Origin of the sequence: Shewanella sp. AS16 (assembly GCF_021412365.1) — a bacterium.
Taxonomy (GTDB): Bacteria; Pseudomonadota; Gammaproteobacteria; order Enterobacterales; family Shewanellaceae; genus Shewanella; species Shewanella salipaludis.
Genome location: NZ_JAKCLK010000002.1, coordinates 136861 through 153466, shown reverse-complemented (window position 1 = coordinate 153466; position 16606 = coordinate 136861). Strand labels below are relative to the sequence as shown.

Genomic DNA, 16606 nt, shown 5'->3' with positions numbered 1-16606 from the left:
AGTCGACCATTCTAAAGCTATTTTGAGATGCTAAAAGCTAGCAGCTATCCCAAAATCCATATAGCGAGGCGATAGAGGCCCTGGGGGCGTTCATGGACCGGCGCCGTCGCCGTTCTTTGTCCTTCTGCGCCGGCCCTGGCCCTGGTGTAAAAATAATCATCGCTATTCTGGCGCTAACCTGGACTAGCCCCCTAGGTTTCAAGCCGCGCTTAGGTTAAAATATGCGGTTGCAACCAGTGTCTACAGTTAATTTAAGTTGGAAATTCATGTTTGAAGTCAATCCGGTAAAATTCAAGATTAAGGAGCTCGCGGACCGCACCCAGCTCCTTAGGGGGTATCTTTGACTATGATGCCAAGCAAGAGCGTCTAGAAGAAGTCAGCCGCGAGCTGGAAAGCTCGGAAGTGTGGAACGATCCCGAACGCGCCCAGGCGCTGGGGAAAGAGCGCGCCGCGCTCGAGGCAGTGGTCAAGACAATCAATACCATGGACACGGGCCTGGAAGATGTCGAGGGCCTGCTGGAGTTGGCGATAGAAGAAGCCGACGAGGATACCTTCAATGAGGCCAGCAGCGAGCTGAGCGACTTGGAGAAGAGCCTGGCCGAACTCGAGTTCCGCCGCATGTTTTCCGGCCCGAACGATGTCTCCGACTGCTACCTGGATATCCAGTCAGGTTCGGGCGGCACAGAGGCCCAGGATTGGGCCAACATGGTGCTGCGCATGTACCTGCGTTGGGGCGAGGCCCATGGCTTCAGCCCAGAGTTGATGGAAGTCACCGACGGCGATGTCGCCGGCATCAAGGGCGCGACCATCAAGTTCAGCGGCGAATATGCCTTCGGCTGGTTGCGTACCGAGACAGGGGTTCACCGCCTGGTGCGCAAGTCGCCGTTCGATTCGTCCGGCCGTCGCCATACCTCGTTCTGCTCAGTGTTCGTCTATCCGGAAATTGACGACGATATCACCATAGATATCAACCCGGCGGAACTGCGTATCGATACCTACCGCGCCTCGGGTGCCGGTGGTCAGCACGTCAACAAGACGGAGTCGGCGATCCGTATCACCCACTTGCCGACCAATACCGTGGTGCAGTGCCAGAACGACAGGTCCCAGCACAAGAACCGCGACGCGGCGATGAAGCAGCTCAAGGCCAAGCTGTATGAGCTGGAAATGCTCAAGCAGAACGCCGACAAGCAGGCCGCCGAAGACGCCAAGTCGGATATCGGCTGGGGCAGCCAGATCCGCTCCTATGTGCTCGACGACGCCCGCATCAAAGACTTGCGTACCGGGGTCGAGAACCGCAACACCCAACAGGTGCTCGACGGCGATCTGGACAAGTTTATCGAAGCCAGCCTGAAGTCAGGCCTGTAAGGCGCCGGCAACGAGCCACCGCTACCGAATTGAAGCTATAGATGAGAAATGAGATGACTGATTTAGTACAAGATGAAAACAAGCTGATCGCCGAGCGCCGTGCCAAGCTGGAGCACATACGCCCGACTTGTGAAGCCAACGCGCACCCCAATACCTTCCGCCGTACCCATAAGGCCGCCGAGTTGCAGGCACAGTATGGCCAGAACACCAAGGAAGAGCTGGAAGCCCTGGGCTTCAAGACCAGCATCGCAGGTCGCATCATGGCCAAGCGTGGTCCCTTCCTGGTGATCCAGGACGTGTCCGGTCGCATCCAGGCCTATGCCGAGAAGAGCGTGCAGGGTGAGCTGAAGGAGCGTTATCAGGGGCTGGACATAGGTGACATCATAGGGGTCACGGGTCAGCTGCACCTGTCGGGCAAGGGCGATCTGTACGTCAACATGGAAGAATACCAGTTGCTGACCAAGGCGCTGCGTCCCCTGCCGGAGAAATTCCATGGCCTGACGGATCAGGAAACCCGCTACCGTCAGCGTTACGTGGATCTCATCGTCAACGAAGAGTCACGCCAGGCCTTCATCATGCGCTCAAAAGTGGTTGCGGCTATCCGTAACTTCATGATCAAAAAAGAGTTCATGGAAGTTGAAACCCCCATGATGCATGTGATCCCCGGCGGCGCCTCGGCGCGTCCCTTCGTGACCCACCACAACGCCCTCGACATGGCCATGTACCTGCGCATCGCGCCCGAGTTGTACCTCAAGCGTCTGGTGGTCGGTGGCTTCGAGCGGGTGTTCGAGATCAACCGCAACTTCCGCAACGAAGGTCTGTCGCCACGCCATAACCCGGAATTCACCATGATGGAATTCTATATGGCCTATGCCGACTACCAAGATCTGATGGATCTGACCGAAGAGATGCTCAGCTCCATCGCCCTGGAACTCATGGGCAGCACCAGCATGCCTTACGGCGAGCATACGGTCGACTTCGGCGGTCCATACACCCGCATGAGCATGCTGGACGCCATCAAGCATTACAATCCGGACAATGCCACCATCCAGGCCATGACCTACGAAGAGGTCAAGAACGTCGGTTTCATGCGTGAACTGGCATTGAGCCTGGGCATGAAGGTCGAAGACTTCTGGACCTGTGGTCAGCTGCTGGAAGAGATCTTCGGCGAAACCGCCGAGCCCAAGCTGATGCAACCTACCTTCATCACTGGCTACCCGGCGGACATTTCGCCACTGGCGCGCCGCAACGATGACAACCACTTCATCACCGACAGATTCGAGTTCTTCATAGGTGGCCGTGAAGTGGCCAACGGCTTCAGCGAGCTCAACGACGCCGAAGATCAGGACAGTCGTTTCAAGGCCCAGGTCGATGCCAAGGACGCGGGTGACGACGAAGCCATGTTCTACGACGCCGACTATATCACGGCGCTGGAACACGGCCTGCCACCGACTGCCGGTCAGGGCATAGGCATAGATCGTCTGGTGATGTTGTTTACCAACACCCACACCATACGCGACGTGATCTTGTTCCCGGCGATGCGGCCACAGGTTTAAGCCGCTACGGCTCGCCTTGACGCAGCGCATCAATAAAAAACCAGCCTCGGGGCTGGTTTTTTTTTGCCCATTCATCCTGATTATGGCTCCAGGCTTGCGGTGTCAAAGGGGTTGGCTACCGAGCCTCTCATTGTCTGCCATTGATCATTGCATAGCTCCCCAAGTGACACGCAGCGAGGCCGTTTGGGTATGCCGGCGGCGCCGGGCTCGGCCGTGTGACCTGGCGCAAAGGCTGGGCATGGGGCTTTCGTTTTTTCCCGCAATCGGCGTATAGTATTATGATATTTATTGGCTTTTACTTGAAAGCCATAAAGGAAATCCTAGCTCTACAGGGACGATCGCCATGAAAGCTTTATCTCTCTTCTCGCTCCTTTGTTTGGGGGCCTTGTTTGCCATTCCCCAGGTTCTGGCCCAGGAGACGCTGACCCTGGGGGTGATAGGCAAGACCAAGAAGGACAGTTTTTACGAACAGTCGCTCCATGGCTGCCAGGCTTACGCCAAGGCGCATACCAGTGCCGAACTCAGGATTGATTGCCTATACGGTGGGCCCGAGTATTTCCAGGACATAAGGGAACAGGCGATTGCCATCAATGAGATGATAGCGCGCGGCGTCGATGGCCTGCTGGTTTCGACCACAGACTCTAAATATCTGGTTGAGCATGCCCTGGTGGCGGCCAAAGCCAGGCATATTCCCGTCATCACCTTCGACTCAGATCTCCTGCCGGAACATAGTGGCTACCGCCTGGCCTATGTCGGTACCAATAATTTCGACCTGGGTGTCGCCCTGGGCAACTATGCCAAGCAGTTCAAGACCCAGGGGCAAACCTTGGTGTGTATCCAGTCCGGCAACGTCAGCACCCCGAATCTTGATGAACGGATCCATGGGGTGCGCTTCGCCTTATCCGGTGAGGCCACGGGGCAGCGCCTCGATGGCGCAAATGGCTGGAAAGAATATGACAGGTGCCCCTTCTATACTTCGGGCAAACGCGACATGGCGTTGAATCAGCTGGAATTGGTGCTGAAGAAGTCCGTGCCCGTGTTCATCGCCGTGGCGGGGTTCGCCCAGTTTTCACCCCACTACATAACGCGGATGACACCCTACAGGCGGCAGATCAGCAGTCACGAGACAGTGATCATCTCCGCCGATACCGAAGCGCTCCAGCTCGAGGCGCTCGAGCAGGCGCTGTCTACCGTGAATATCGGCCAGCGGCCCTTCGAAATGGGGCGCCTGGGAGCGGAAATGCTCCACCACTACCTGACGACGGGCCAAGTGCCGCCGACTGAATTCAGCTATCTCGGGTTTCATACCTGTACCCGGGAGAATACCGGGACATGCACAGGCGTCGAAGCCAATGATTCGGCCGACACCAGGGGGGTCTATTGAGCCCAGCCTTGGATCACCCCGTGCCGCCCTGTCGGCGTTACGCGACTTTGGTTTAATAAAGCGTCTTCAACGCCCTGCGGTAACTTCGAAGGGGTTGTGTAACCTGCGGCTGTATTGGAGGCTGAAAAAGAGTAGTGGCTGTCCCCACTATCCGTTTCCCCACTCTCCGGTCCCCACTATCCGTTCAGCCTGATGTCGATACCCACTGTAGGTATCGGCGCCGCTATCCTACTGATAGAGTCACTGTAAATATCTGTGTTACTCATCACCTGCCGTGGGCTTTCGCACTGTTACACCAATGACACGCCGTGAAGACATCCATGCCGCCAACGGTCATTGGCGCAACAGTGCTTATTCTGGTGTACTCATTGGCAGCAGAGTAGAGTCGCAATGAGTTCTGTCCTACCCAGCTGTTCTGGAACTCCCCGTGCCACCCCACGAAGTTGACAACCCCTTGGGCTTATTCGAAAGTCACTAACGCTTCCTATGGGGCATCGGGCTCTTGATTGAATCGATAGCCCGAAAGCTACGCCGACGTCCTGTCGGCGTTACGCGACTTTGGTTTAATAAAGCGTCTTCAACGCCCTGCGGTAACTTCGAAGGGGATGTGTAACCTGCGGCTGTATTGGAGGCTGAAGGCTGTCCCCATTCTCCGTTCAGCCTGATGTCGATACCCACTGTAGGTATCGGCGCCGCTATCCTACTGATAGAGTCACTGTAAATATCTGTGTTACTCATCACCTGCCGTGGGCTTTCGCACTGTTACACCAATGACACGCCGTGAAGACATCCCTGTCGGCTCGACGGCGGCATCCATGCCGCCAACGGTCATTGGCGCAACAGTGCTTATTCTGGTGTACTCATTGGCAGCAGAGTAGAGTCGCAATGAGTTCTGTCCTACCCAGCTGTTCTGGAACTCCCCGTGCCACCCCACGAAGTTGACAACCCCTTGGGCTTATTCGAAAGTCACTAACGCTTCCGATGGGGCATCGGGCTCTTGATTGAATCGATAGCCCGAAAGCTACGCCGACGTCCTGTCTTTCTACCTATGGTTTTTGTTCTTCTCAGTTACAAGTTGCATCACTCGATATCAAGGCTGTGTGGATATTATGGTCACCTTCCAAGGCTGCCTTTCCTTGTTCTACAAATGTGATAAGCACTTGACCATTTTTCAAACGATGAGGAGAAGGCTTGGCAATATTGCCAAAATCATGTTCAACCACCAATTCCTCATCACCTAGCTTGGCGTTACTTTTTATGCATCTGCGCCACAATGACAGCTCTTCTTCCTCATCGATAGGGTAAGAGTAATAAATGTCCATGTTGCCATCAGATCTCGAAACTGATTTTGCATCATGAACAGTAGCATCGGTTAAAGTGAGGGGAGTGGGGTCACCCCATAGACAGGATCTTTAGTAAAAGTTGCTGAAATAGATAGAAAAATGGCTCTTGCTGTGATCTGATTTAGTCGCCAAACAAAACCACACAGACGAAGAGCCGTGCAGCATATTTCCATATCCGAACGTTTAAGCCAACTGTTCAGTGAAAATTATCTTAACAAAACCGCCAGAGAGCAGGGATTTTGCCGCAGATTGCGGGCCATTCAGCCTTTACCGCTACTGACCAGCTTGGTCTCTGCTATGGGGGATGCTTCCGTTGATTCCATTGCAACTCTGCACCGCACTTTCAATGGGATAGGCATGGATACGACTCTGAATGTCGCCTATAAACCCTTTCATAACCAGCTGCGTAAACAAGAATTTGCCGAGTTTGTTCAACGCGTGACCTGTAGAGCGATGGCACTGTTGCAAACCCAGTTCCAGCAAGCATTGCCTGCCAAACTGAGTCGGTTCAAGGACATTCTTATCCAGGATGGCTCATCTGTGGTGTTGCATCCTGAACTGGCCGACGTTTACCCCAATCGGTTTATGTTGCCTTCCCCGGCGTCGGTGAAATGTCACATGACGATGTCATTGCTGTCCGAGCAACCTGTCAGTCTGACACTGACGCCGGATCGCAGCTCGGAACGTGCTCATCTGCCCAAGGCTGAAACCCTGACGGATACCCTGCTGCTGGCCGATGCCGGTTATATGGATCTGAATTACTTTGCGGCATTGGCCCGTCACGGCGGCTATTTCTTGATGCGCGGGGCAAAACATCTCAACCCAAGCGTCATTCGAGCCATTGATAACAAGGGAAAGGTAATAGAAAAAATGGCAAACAAACCGCTGAAAGAGGTACTGAAATCAAGCGGTAGAAAACGTGTATTAGTTGATCTGGATGTGGCGTGGAAGCAGTATCAATGCCGCATGGTCGCCATCTGGCACAAGGAAGAAAAACGCTACCTGTGCTGGCTGACCAACCTCCCGAGAAGTCGTTTCAGTATTGAAGACATCAGCAAGTTGTATCGGCTGCGCTGGCAAGTGGAGTTGCTGTTCAAAGAATGGAAGAGCCACAACAACCTCAAACGCTTTTCCACCCGCCAACCCCACTTAGTGGAAGGGTTAATTTGGTCGAGCCTGCTCAGTTTATTGGTAAAACGCTACCTTTGCCGGGCTGGAGCAGCGAAAGCCATGCTCAGGTTATCCATGTTCAAGATGGCTAAAACACCAATAGGATGGTTTGAGCCAATAATGAAATCCTTAGCGCAGCAAGCCAGAGGTCAACTTGTCGCTGACGTGGCTTGGGCGGTGAAATTTATAGCTGAAACCTGTAAACGAAGTCCCCAGGCAAAATCAAGGAAAGACAATAGTTTAGATGAAATTTGGCGGCACTTAAATGCTTAAGGTCCAGTGTATGGGGGTCACCCCATGTTTTACCCATGTCGCTAGACATTCTAAAATGTGATTTCATAATAAATATTGGTTCACCATTCGCTTTTGTTTTGCTTGTTTTGAAACCTTTTTGAAATAAATAAAGAAGCTTTCCATCTTTAAAAGATGAAAGATATGGCATAGAGCCAGCATTTCCTATATATGAAAATTCACCAAAGTCTATGCCATTATTGCTGATAGAAAAGTATAATTTACAACATAGCTTCTCTCTATAGACCAAGCCCACTTTATTGCCGTCAACCACATGCCACCTGGCATTGCTTGCAGGGGATATGGGCATTCCCAATGAGAGTGTTTGTTGTTCTACCAGGCTGCCATCCACAAGTTTTGCTCTATAAGCAATAGCCTCAGACTTGTAGCTATTCGATTCGATATAGTAGAGCCACTCATCATTGTTTATTGTGACTTGGCTAACTGAAGTTCTGATTTTTGCATTTTTGTGTGCAGAAACAACCTTGGGGGGAGTGAATTTGGTCTTTTCTTTCGACATATCCACTTGTGAGTAATGTAAATTTCCTTTGCGAACGTGATACCCGTCCCAGGATTCGTACACTAGTATGTTGAGACCTTTCTCTTGAATAAGAGCGCTATTGTATTGGATTTCTGGAGGCTGTTCTATTCTGATGATATTTTCTTTCAGCAAGGGAAGGTTGCCTTCACTTGCTGAAGTTGAAAGTGAGCCTAGAATAAAGAGAATGAATAAAATAATTGATGTTTTTGTTGTTTTGTAACTGCAATGCATTAGATCTCATCCTTGATGTTTAAATGATATCAGATGGTAAGGTGTTATAAAATTCTCCCCATCATTTTCGCAGCGTGGCGGGTTGGTGTCCAGAGTGTTTCACTCTGAGGAGACTTGTTTCTTCTTGTGCGGAAACAATATTTAAGGAGGTCCTGTAAAGAGATTAATGACATCCATCACTTTTTTATGCGTATGGGCCGGTTTTTAGTCAGGTGTTAATTGGCGGAATGCCACAGATATTTGTGAACGGGGCATCTTAACTTAAAAAGCGCCACCAACATATCGACGAAGTGGCGGCTCTATTTCACACTCACGCTTCATTAATTCTTGATGTTCATTTTCTATTTGTTTTTTATCAGCATCTGAAAATTTTAAATTCTCGGGTATAGCAGCTGAGCAAAACTCACAGTTATCCAGTCTTCGATTAAAAATTGTCCGCGAACATTCTGGGCATTCATACTTCATACAAGCCTCCGTTTTATCTAATGTCACTAGGAGAGATAAATGGAATCGTCTTATTTTTTAATCATTAATGCCACTATAGAGAATGAGGAGGGCCATCACTCATTTCCGGCTCCAGTCAGCAATCACCGCCGCAGGTTACAGGCATTCCCCTTCGGAGTTGCCGCAGGGCGACGGAACAAATTGCGTGAGTCTTGCCATGAATGGCAGCTGGCTTGTCGTCCTGACACTGTCTGTTGTCCTTCGTCTGTTGTCCTTCAGCTTGGGCTTGTGCCCTAAGGTATTAATCTACTGAGGAAAGCGCTCGAAAACAAGGTTAATTACCCGTCGAATGTAACCGCCGTCCCCGGGTGGGGGCGGCGAGTCTGAGGCTAGTGCGGTGCGTGACCATCGACCAGGTAGACATGGTGCAGCGTCAGGGTGCCGTCGGCTTCGGCTTCGGCCCAGATTTCGAAGTGTTCATTGCCGTAGATCCTGTGACCCAGGCCGAAGGACTTGTTAGCGCATTTCTTGCCCCTGCAGCTGCTGGTGGGCTCGCTGTTGCCGGTGAAGCTGTCGTAACTGTCCAGATGGGCATAGATGTCGGCCAACATCTGATAGTCGTGGGTGTTGGGCCATTGACTGTCGATGGATTGGCTGTAATCCATACAGGTACTTTGACTGCTGCCGTCCTCACTTGTGTGTCCCAGACCAAATACATGGCCGACTTCCTGGCACATGACGTGATTCATCTCGCCCGGAATCGTCCAGTAGCTGGCGTAACTGTCGTTCATCTTGGCGGTGCCCTTGATGATGTGGCCCGCGCTGTCCAGGTTGATGGAGGCCAGCCCCAGCCAACCGTTGTAGCCATAGGCGGCGTTGCAGACCCGCATCTTGCCTGTGACCATGGCGCAGCGTTTGCGGGTACGGCTGCCGTTGTCTGTCGCGCCGATGTTGAATGCCAACACTGCAGACTGGGACCAGTGATCCAGCGTATCCGTGAGGACTCCGGGCCAGTTGTCGCTGGTGCTGTCGACGACCTGCAGCGTGAAAGGGTTGGCGGTGCGGGCCCAGTGATAGTTGCCCCAGCTGTGGGTCGCCAGTGCGGCAGTCGAGAATAACAGCCCGGGGAGGGCCAGGGTCAAGGTTGTTTTTTGCAGATTATTCATCGTCATATCCTGTTATCAAACGACACCTAAAGGACAGGGAGCGGCGATCCTGGGTGCCTGAGTTTATATCCGACACATGCGATTGAAGAGCATAACTAACCATAGTCAATGCCGGCGGCCTTGCCCAGAAAACTGCCGCACCATTGTCTTGGGCGCGGCGACTGATTTGATACAGGATTAGAGGTAAATCTTGCCTTTCATATAGAGTACGGCGTCACCGGCAACCAGCACGCGCGCGCCGCTCGGGGCGCAATACAACAGGGCGCAATACAACAGGCTACCCATGGATAAGGCTCAAAGGCCGTCAGCAGGTTTTGTCCAACCTCTCATGCCAACAGGCATCGGTCCGGCGTGAATGGAAGCCGTACTTATTACCACTCCAGCCCCAGCTGTGGTTGTGACTGTAACTGGAGTGGCGCCGGCGGCAGCAAGGCCAGTTCCGGCAGCTTGAGTCTGGCTTGGGGAGACCCGGCCTCCATGGCGAGCCTGTGGCGCAGTTTTTGGTATAGCCGCAGCGCCAACTCGGGGGCTCCGGCGTTGTCCGGGGTGTGGATGAACAGATAAGGCTGCTTGCCTTCGTTGAGCCACAGCGGCAGTTGTTGCAACCAGTTGTCGAAGAAGGCGTCGTTGTCCCGCGGCGGCTGGGTCGGCGGATTGGCCTGGGCGAGCCCTGCAGTCGCCGCGTCCGCTTGGCCTATGAAACGGATAACAGGGTTGGCGGCGGTGGCTATGGCGTGCACCGGCACCTTGGGTTTCTTGCTGTGGGCATCGCGGATGGCGGCGTTGCTGGGCGGCAGTGCAAACAGTGGCCGGCTGTCCATTATGATGCGGTTGCAGCCTTTGTCGAGCAACAGCCGGTTCAGCGCCCGCTCGGCCTCGCCCTTGGCAAAGAAGGCCGGGTGGCGTACCTCGACGCCCAGCGGCAACCCGCTCGGCAGGCGTTCGAGGAAACGCGCCAGTATCGGCAGGGCCTCGGGGCCGAAGTGGGCCGGCAGCTGGATTTTCCAGATGCCTGTCTTGCCCATGAGGGGGGTCATCACGCCGAAGAAATCCCTCAGTTCGCTGTCGCAGTGTTGCAGTTGTTGTCTGTGGGTGATGACCTGGGGCAGCTTGAAGGTGAAGCGGAAGCTGTCTGGGGTGGCCGCATGCCAGTTGTTGACAGTGTGACCTGCCGGGGTGGCGTAGAAACTGGTGTTGCCTTCGACCGTATTGAAGATCTGCGCATAGCGTTCGAGGCGCCCGGCACTGCGGCAGCCGGCGCCATAGATGCTGTGTTGCCACTGGTTGTGGGACCACATGGCCAGCCCCAGCCTGAGGCTGGTTTTTGCGTCAGGTTCAGCATCAGGTTCAGCGCCAGGGTTCGAATCTGGTCCTGGGGCTGGGTTCAGTCCCTGGGGGATAGGGTATGAGGGGCTCAAGGGCGATGTTTCCTCGCTGGTGTTGCTCGGCTGCAGCCCGGCTCTAATTCATGGTCGCGGCTGTTGGTGCCGGCGGGTGCCGGACAGGCTTATTGTGCCGATATTCGCATGCGAGTCAAACCATTGGAGCGCTGCTGTATGTTCAAATCGCGGCTTGCTCAGGCTGAATGAGGTGCTGTCATGATTGATGTGCGCACGGCAGGGGGGGTGATGAAGCTGCTGTGTCGGGGCCCGAATAAGGCATGGCGCCATGCGGCCCCATGCCTGGTACTTGAGTCACTCGGGTAAGTGCCCTGTAGCTTGGCCTGTTCTAACTGCCGGCGCTTATTTTACGACGTTGATGAATGGATCGAAGGTCATTTGCTTGCCATCGAGATCCAATACGATCGAGTATTGGTAGTTGGCACAAGTGCGGGTTTCCACTTCTGACGTCCAGAAAGGATTATTGGAACCGCTGGTTTGCTTGTTGGGCGCTATGACTTCTGTGCTGACGGCCTGGCCGGTAAACTGCACTATGGCAACCGCGCTGCTTGGGCTAACGGCTTCGACACGCCAGTTGATGGTTTGGCCATTGTGGCAAGTAGTAGTGAGCTCAGCGCCCCATGTGCTGCTGTTTTGTCCTGTGCTGTCTGCTAACAGTACATGCGCGCCCAAGTTACCTGTTGCCAGGGCTCTTTCTGCGTCAACGATTACCAGCACATCGATTGTGTTATTCATGATTAATTTCCTTATTTAAGAGTTGTTGGTGGTGAGCGCACACACCACGCTAAATGACCCGTATCCAATTGCAGCATCCGAAAAGATGCCAAAAAAAAATAGTCAACGCCCGATCCTTTTGCAAGCAAGCCTAAGATGAAATATTTATTACATTCATAAACAATCTCTTAGCCTGTTATTGCCGAGTGGCGCCAGGCTTGGGCCGCGCGCCTTCGGGGCTGTTCTGAGCCGGCTTAACGTTCTGTTTTAACCCTATACCTGCGCTGAGTCCGGGCTGATATCCGGATGTCGTCAGGCATTGCCCATGGCAGGAATAACCTCTGTGGCTGTGCCGTCGGCGTTTTCTTTGTTAGCTTACGGATATGCCTGTTGATTAACCTAGAGTCTCAAGGAAGTGCCATGACAGAACTGCATCTAGCCCTAACGGATTTTGTTGAATACCCCCAAGATGAAATGCTGCGCCGCGCCGCGGATAACTATCAGGCGCTGAAGCGACGCCATTCTATCCGCAAGTTTTCCGACAGGCAGGTTCCCCGGGCCATCATAGAGCAGTGCCTGCTGGCGGCGGGAACCGCCCCCAATGGGGCTAACCATCAGCCATGGCATTTCGTGGCGATAGCCAGCCCAGAGATAAAGGCGCAGATCCGCCTGGAGGCCGAGGCGTTGGAGCAGGCCTTCTACGATGGCCGTGCCGGGGAAGAATGGCTCGATGCCCTCAAACCTCTGGGGACCGACGCCAACAAGGCCTATCTCGAACATGCGCCCTGGTTGATTGCGATTTTCAGCCAGAAACGCTCAGGGGCCGGGGAGGGCGACAAGAGCAACTATTACGTCCATGAGTCGGTTGGCATAGCCACAGGCTTCCTGATCCAAGCGCTGCACCATGCCGGGCTCGGCACCCTGACCCATACCCCCAAGCCGATGAGCTTTCTGAGTAAGATCTGTCGGCGGGACAGGGATAATGAGCGTCCCTATATGCTGTTGGTGGTGGGCTATCCGGCCGAGGATGCGACTGTGCCTGAGCATGCCATTCGCAAGAAGGCATTGGCGCAGATCAGCACTTTCCTCTGAGCTTGGCCTCAGTGTCGGCTAGTGCCCTGCGTCAGCCTTGCCGGCCTGGGTCCAGCCTGGCGATGAGTCCCATGGAGAACCAGGCCTGCAGCGATTGCAGCACAGTCACTGGGGCCTGGTCGGCATCGACATAGGCGAGCATGGCTGAACACTGAGTGGCAAAGTCCTCGCCGGCGAGGAAGCCTTCGAGCAGCGCCAGCTGGTAGGGTGCCAGGGAGATGAACTCTGTCAGTCGGCTCTCGCCGCGCCACAGCAGCCAGGCCCGCTGCGCCGAATAATCTGCCGCTGCCGGTGCCTGCTCCAGTTTCAATGCCTGCCAGCTCTCCACCGCGTTGCTGTGACATTTGAACAGTTGCACGCTGGGATGAAACCTCAAGCGACAGCCGGGCCAGAGGGCCGGCGCCAGGCCTTGCAGTTGCTCGAAAGCGGCCCTTGGCTGCTCGGGGGCGTCGAAGGCGTTGAGCAGCCGCCGCTCGAAGGCGGCGATATCGGCCAGGATGGGATCTCGGTTGAATTCAGGGTGTTGCCGCAGGAAGTCCGGCAGGGCATCGCCGAAGTCCCGCAGGGATCTGAACCTGGATGGCTTGGCCTGGATGAAAGCCGAGGTTAACTTGTCCCAGAGGTCGTCGCCAAGGTACAGCGCCAGCTTGGGGTGATCCGTCTCCAGTACTTCAGTCAGCCGCACCCTGTAGGCGTTGGCATAGATGCCGATGCGGGTGTCCAGGCTGATGCCACCCTGATCCCGTATTTGGCGTTTGAGTCTGTCGGCCAGCGTCGGCCCGGGCTCACCCTGCAGCAGGTAGGCCATGAAGTCCTGTTGCAGCTGATGCAGGCGGCCCTTGTCCGCCTGCTGTTGGTCTTTGCTCATAGGCTGCCCATCCGCTTGGCATCTTGGTCCGGCAGACCGGCGCGGCGGTGTTTGCCATAGTCGGCCGCCAGTTGCGGCAGGGTCTGCAAGGCTAAGGTACGCGCCACTGCCAACTCCTGCTCCAGCACAGAAAACTCAGGGATGTTGGCGTCTCTCTCTATCATGCTGCTGACGGGGCCCAGATGCGTTAAAGCCGCACTGTACAGGTCCCACACGGGATCGCAGATGGCACTGTCATGGGTGTCTACCACATAGTCGCCGTAGTCGCTGTGACCGGCGAGATGTATCTGTTGCACCCGCCTGGGATCCATTTGGCGGATATAGTCCAGGGGCTCGAAGCCGTGATTGCGGGCGCTGACATAGATGTTGTTGACGTCGAACAGTATCAGGCAGTCGGCTTCCTCGGCCACGGCATTGAGGAATTGCCACTCGTCCATGCTGGAGTCTTTATAGGACAGGTAGCTGGAGACATTTTCCAGCAAGATGCGCCGGCCGAGAAAGTCCTGCACTTGGCGTACCCGGGCGGCCACATGGCGGATGGTTTCCTCCGTGTAGGGCAGCGGCAGCAGATCATGGCTGTTGATGCCGTGGATGGAGGTCCAGCAGATATGATCCGAGATCCAGCGCGGCTGCACCTGGTTTGCCAGCTGTTTCAGCGCCTTGAGATAATCCATGTCCAGGGGATCTGTGCTGCCGATCGACAGCGACACCCCATGCATCACCAGTGGGTAGCGCTCGCCAATCGCCTCAAGGTAATACCTGGGCTTGCCGCCGCCGACCATGAAATTTTCCGATATCACCTCGAACCAGTCGACCTCGGGTTGCTGTGTCAGCACATGCTCGAAATGTTGGGTTCTCAGTCCCAGGCCGAAACCCAGGAAGGGCTGAGTGATCACTGTGTTTGTCACTGTCTCTCCTTGGTGGGAAGAAGGCCGGCCCCGTAGGGCCGGCGCTTGCCGATAGGCGAGCCGTGAGACTAGCTGTCCGTGTTCATGTTCATGTCCATGTCCATGTCCTCGTCCGTCATCTTACCGCCCATGTTGTCGCAGGCTTTCTTGGGGGTGGCGACGAAGCCCATGCCCTTGCACTTGCCGTGACCGGCACAGGCATTCTTAGCTGTCTTGCAGTCGTTGTGACCCTTGCAGGCATTGACGCCGTAGCAGTGCACCATTTCGCTGTTGGCTATCTGGCCAACCCAGTCGTCTGCAACCTTGCCGCCGACCTTGTCACAGCTCTTGGCCGTGGTGGCGACGAAGCCTGTGCCCTTGCATTTGCCATGACCGGCGCAGGCGTTTTCGGCTGTCTTGCAATCGTTATGACCCTTACAGGCGTTAACACCATAACAATGTACTAAATCTGCACTGTCGCTGGCCATGGGCATGGGCTCCGCCGCGCCGGCATATCCCGCCATGCTCGCCATGGCCAATGCCGCGCCGGATAATGCGCTCTGAGTTTTCTTGTTCATTGTCTCTTCCTTACTGTTATTGCATTCAGTTGTTGATGCAAGCATAAGATTAGTAGCATTTTTCCAGCCAGGCATAATTTTGGCATCGGGCAGCCACCAATCCGATCCGAGCCCCATACTCAATGCATGGGTGTAGTAACAGACCCTGCGAATGGCCCGGGTATTTCAGCTCCAGGGTGTTATTTGCAGCATAGCTTCCCTTGAACCAGGCCTGCGGCTTTGACAGCGGGCGCGTAAGGGGTATGATCCGCGCCTGTGGATAGTGGACCAGACTTGCGCCATTATCGTTCGCCGCACCTCTCATAAGGCAGACTCATGGCTATCAGAATCAAACTTAGACCCGGACGCGAGAAGTCCCTCGACCGTCGTCACCCCTGGGTATTCTCCAGTGGCATACATAACATCAAGGGCAAACCTCAGGCGGGCGAAACCGTCGACGTGGTCGCCCATGACGGCCGTTGGCTTGGCCGCGGCGCCTGGTCGCCGGAGTCGCAAATTCAGGTGCGGGTATGGACCTTCGACAAGGAAGAGCAGATAGATGCCGAGTTCTTCGCCCGGCGCCTGCAACGGGCCCAGGCCGGCCGTGAAGATCTGATCCGCGAGCAGGGACTGACCGGCTATCGCCTGGTGGCGGCCGAATCCGACGGCCTGCCGGGCGTCACCATAGACAAATACGCCAAGGTGTTGGTGTGTCAGCTGCTGAGCACAGGCGCAGATTACTGGCGCGACACCCTGGTGGCCCAGCTGGCGCTGCAGTTCCCCGATTGCGCCATCTATGAGCGCTCGGACGTGGACGCGCGCAAGAAGGAAGGCCTGGCGCCTGTCACAGGGTTGCTGCATGGCGAGCTTCCCGAGATGCCGCTCATCATAGAAGAGAACGGCATCAAGATAGCCGTCGATGTCACCAAGGGCCATAAGACGGGCTTCTATCTGGATCAGCGCGATAACCGCGCCATCGCCGGCCGCTTCGCCAAGGGCAAGTCTGTGCTCAACTGCTTCTGCTACACAGGCACCTTCGGTCTGTATGCCGCCAAGGCCGGCGCCAAGTCGATCGAAAACGTCGATGTCTCCAGCCTGGCGCTGGACACGGCGCGGCTCAACATGGCGATCAACGAGCTGGACGACAGCCATGTGGAGTACAAGGAGGCGGACGTCTTCAAGCTGCTGCGCCAATACCGCGACGAGGGCAAGCGCTTCGATGTGATAGTGTTGGATCCGCCCAAGTTTGCCGACAACAAGGCCCAGCTCAACGGCGCCTGCCGTGGCTACAAGGACATCAATATGATCGCCCTGCAGCTGCTCAATCCGGGTGGCGTGCTGCTGACCTTCTCCTGCTCGGGGCTGATGGCGGCAGACTTATTCCAGAAGATAGTCGCAGATGCGGCGCTGGACGCCAAACGCGACATCCAGTTCATCGAACGTTTGAGCCAGGCGAGCGATCATCCGATCGGCAGTGCCTTTCCCGAGGGCTTCTACCTCAAGGGGCTGGTGGCTCGCGTCTGGTAAGCCGCCGATAACGGCAGGTGGCAAGCTGCGCCCCTATGGCCGGCAAGCTAAAAAACGGGCACCTGGGTGC

General features: G+C 55.2%; 15 protein-coding genes. 6 read left to right on the top strand and 9 right to left on the bottom strand.

All coding sequences use genetic code 11. From position 1 onward, the window contains the following. Positions 1-266 precede the first annotated feature (266 nt). From prfB to LZP73_RS05520, 3 genes are all read left to right on the top strand, one after another. A protein-coding gene (gene prfB / locus LZP73_RS05530; RefSeq protein WP_169564690.1) for a peptide chain release factor 2 occupies positions 267-1365 on the top strand; the annotation gives its coding sequence in 2 pieces (ribosomal slippage) (positions 267-341 and positions 343-1365; 1098 coding nt in all). A 53-nt stretch (positions 1366-1418) separates the two neighbouring features. Next, positions 1419-2921: a lysine--tRNA ligase gene (gene lysS, locus LZP73_RS05525; protein ID WP_169564691.1), complete on the top strand. Its 1503-nt coding sequence runs from the start codon at positions 1419-1421 to the stop codon at positions 2919-2921. A gap of 343 nt (positions 2922-3264) precedes the next feature. Beyond that, positions 3265-4305 (top strand): substrate-binding domain-containing protein, encoded by a 1041-nt coding sequence (locus LZP73_RS05520; RefSeq protein WP_234233466.1) that lies wholly within the window; start codon positions 3265-3267, stop codon positions 4303-4305. Positions 4306-5369: 1064 nt separating this feature from the next. On the opposite strand, the gene LZP73_RS05515 is transcribed toward LZP73_RS05520, so the two are convergent. Then, positions 5370-5627 carry a hypothetical protein gene (locus LZP73_RS05515; RefSeq protein WP_234233465.1) on the bottom strand — a complete coding sequence of 86 codons (258 nt, stop codon included), beginning with the start codon at positions 5625-5627 and terminating at the stop codon, positions 5370-5372. A gap of 177 nt (positions 5628-5804) precedes the next feature. On the opposite strand from LZP73_RS05515, the gene LZP73_RS05510 reads away from it, so the two are divergent. Then, the gene (locus LZP73_RS05510; protein WP_234233464.1) at positions 5805-7091 is read left to right on the top strand and encodes an IS4 family transposase; all 1287 of its coding nucleotides are present in this window, start codon (positions 5805-5807) and stop codon (positions 7089-7091) included. On the opposite strand, the gene LZP73_RS05505 is transcribed toward LZP73_RS05510, so the two are convergent. The 5 genes from LZP73_RS05505 to LZP73_RS05485 form a co-directional block, all read right to left on the bottom strand. Then, positions 7003-7881, bottom strand: coding sequence for a hypothetical protein (locus tag LZP73_RS05505; protein ID WP_234233463.1), 879 nt, complete (start codon positions 7879-7881; stop codon positions 7003-7005). The two genes, LZP73_RS05510 and LZP73_RS05505, sit on opposite strands and share 89 nt — an antisense overlap. Positions 7882-8142: 261 nt before the next feature. Then, the gene (locus LZP73_RS05500) at positions 8143-8346 is read right to left on the bottom strand and encodes a hypothetical protein (protein ID WP_169564694.1); all 204 of its coding nucleotides are present in this window, start codon (positions 8344-8346) and stop codon (positions 8143-8145) included. A gap of 368 nt (positions 8347-8714) precedes the next feature. Then, positions 8715-9491 (bottom strand): hypothetical protein, encoded by a 777-nt coding sequence (locus LZP73_RS05495; RefSeq protein ID WP_234233462.1) that lies wholly within the window; start codon positions 9489-9491, stop codon positions 8715-8717. 371 nt (positions 9492-9862) lie between these two features. After that, positions 9863-10789, bottom strand: coding sequence for a DUF72 domain-containing protein (locus LZP73_RS05490; RefSeq protein WP_234233461.1), 927 nt, complete (start codon positions 10787-10789; stop codon positions 9863-9865). Positions 10790-11233: 444 nt separating this feature from the next. Beyond that, on the bottom strand, positions 11234-11626 hold the full coding sequence (locus tag LZP73_RS05485; protein WP_234233459.1) for an inclusion body family protein: 393 nt from the start codon (positions 11624-11626) through the stop codon (positions 11234-11236). A gap of 399 nt (positions 11627-12025) precedes the next feature. Here LZP73_RS05485 and LZP73_RS05480 point away from each other — a divergent pair, with 399 nt between their 5' ends. Then, a complete protein-coding gene (locus tag LZP73_RS05480) occupies positions 12026-12697 on the top strand; it encodes a nitroreductase family protein (protein WP_169564697.1) in 672 nt (223 codons plus the stop codon). Between the two features lie 31 nt (positions 12698-12728). On the opposite strand, the gene LZP73_RS05475 is transcribed toward LZP73_RS05480, so the two are convergent. From LZP73_RS05475 to bufA2, 3 genes are all read right to left on the bottom strand, one after another. Then, complete coding sequence (locus LZP73_RS05475) at positions 12729-13565, bottom strand: HvfC/BufC family peptide modification chaperone (RefSeq protein WP_234233458.1); 837 nt, start codon at positions 13563-13565, stop codon at positions 12729-12731. Beyond that, positions 13562-14473: an MNIO family bufferin maturase gene (bufB, locus tag LZP73_RS05470; protein WP_234233457.1), complete on the bottom strand. Its 912-nt coding sequence runs from the start codon at positions 14471-14473 to the stop codon at positions 13562-13564. Before bufB ends, LZP73_RS05475 begins: the two co-directional genes overlap by 4 nt. Before the next feature lie 68 nt (positions 14474-14541). Next, on the bottom strand, positions 14542-15030 hold the full coding sequence (bufA2, locus tag LZP73_RS05465) for a BufA2 family periplasmic bufferin-type metallophore (RefSeq protein WP_234233455.1): 489 nt from the start codon (positions 15028-15030) through the stop codon (positions 14542-14544). A gap of 315 nt (positions 15031-15345) precedes the next feature. Here bufA2 and LZP73_RS05460 point away from each other — a divergent pair, with 315 nt between their 5' ends. Beyond that, entirely contained in the window at positions 15346-16536 is a 1191-nt protein-coding gene (locus LZP73_RS05460; RefSeq protein ID WP_169564701.1) for a class I SAM-dependent rRNA methyltransferase, read from the top strand. Positions 16537-16606 lie beyond the last annotated feature (70 nt).

Excerpts from the sequence above, each read along its gene's own strand:
- lysS (WP_169564691.1), top strand. The coding sequence starts at position 1,419 with ATGACTGATTTAGTACAAGATGAAAACAAGCTGATCGCCGAGCGCCGT.
- LZP73_RS05520 (WP_234233466.1), top strand. The coding sequence starts at position 3,265 with ATGAAAGCTTTATCTCTCTTCTCGCTCCTTTGTTTGGGGGCCTTGTTT.
- LZP73_RS05515 (WP_234233465.1), bottom strand. The coding sequence starts at position 5,627 with ATGGACATTTATTACTCTTACCCTATCGATGAGGAAGAAGAGCTGTCA.
- LZP73_RS05505 (WP_234233463.1), bottom strand. The coding sequence starts at position 7,881 with ATGCATTGCAGTTACAAAACAACAAAAACATCAATTATTTTATTCATT.
- LZP73_RS05500 (WP_169564694.1), bottom strand. The coding sequence starts at position 8,346 with ATGAAGTATGAATGCCCAGAATGTTCGCGGACAATTTTTAATCGAAGA.
- LZP73_RS05495 (WP_234233462.1), bottom strand. The coding sequence starts at position 9,491 with ATGAATAATCTGCAAAAAACAACCTTGACCCTGGCCCTCCCCGGGCTG.
- LZP73_RS05490 (WP_234233461.1), bottom strand. The coding sequence starts at position 10,789 with ATGTGGTCCCACAACCAGTGGCAACACAGCATCTATGGCGCCGGCTGC.
- LZP73_RS05485 (WP_234233459.1), bottom strand. The coding sequence starts at position 11,626 with ATGAATAACACAATCGATGTGCTGGTAATCGTTGACGCAGAAAGAGCC.
- LZP73_RS05480 (WP_169564697.1), top strand. The coding sequence starts at position 12,026 with ATGACAGAACTGCATCTAGCCCTAACGGATTTTGTTGAATACCCCCAA.
- LZP73_RS05475 (WP_234233458.1), bottom strand. The coding sequence starts at position 13,565 with ATGAGCAAAGACCAACAGCAGGCGGACAAGGGCCGCCTGCATCAGCTG.
- bufA2 (WP_234233455.1), bottom strand. The coding sequence starts at position 15,030 with ATGAACAAGAAAACTCAGAGCGCATTATCCGGCGCGGCATTGGCCATG.
- LZP73_RS05460 (WP_169564701.1), top strand. The coding sequence starts at position 15,346 with ATGGCTATCAGAATCAAACTTAGACCCGGACGCGAGAAGTCCCTCGAC.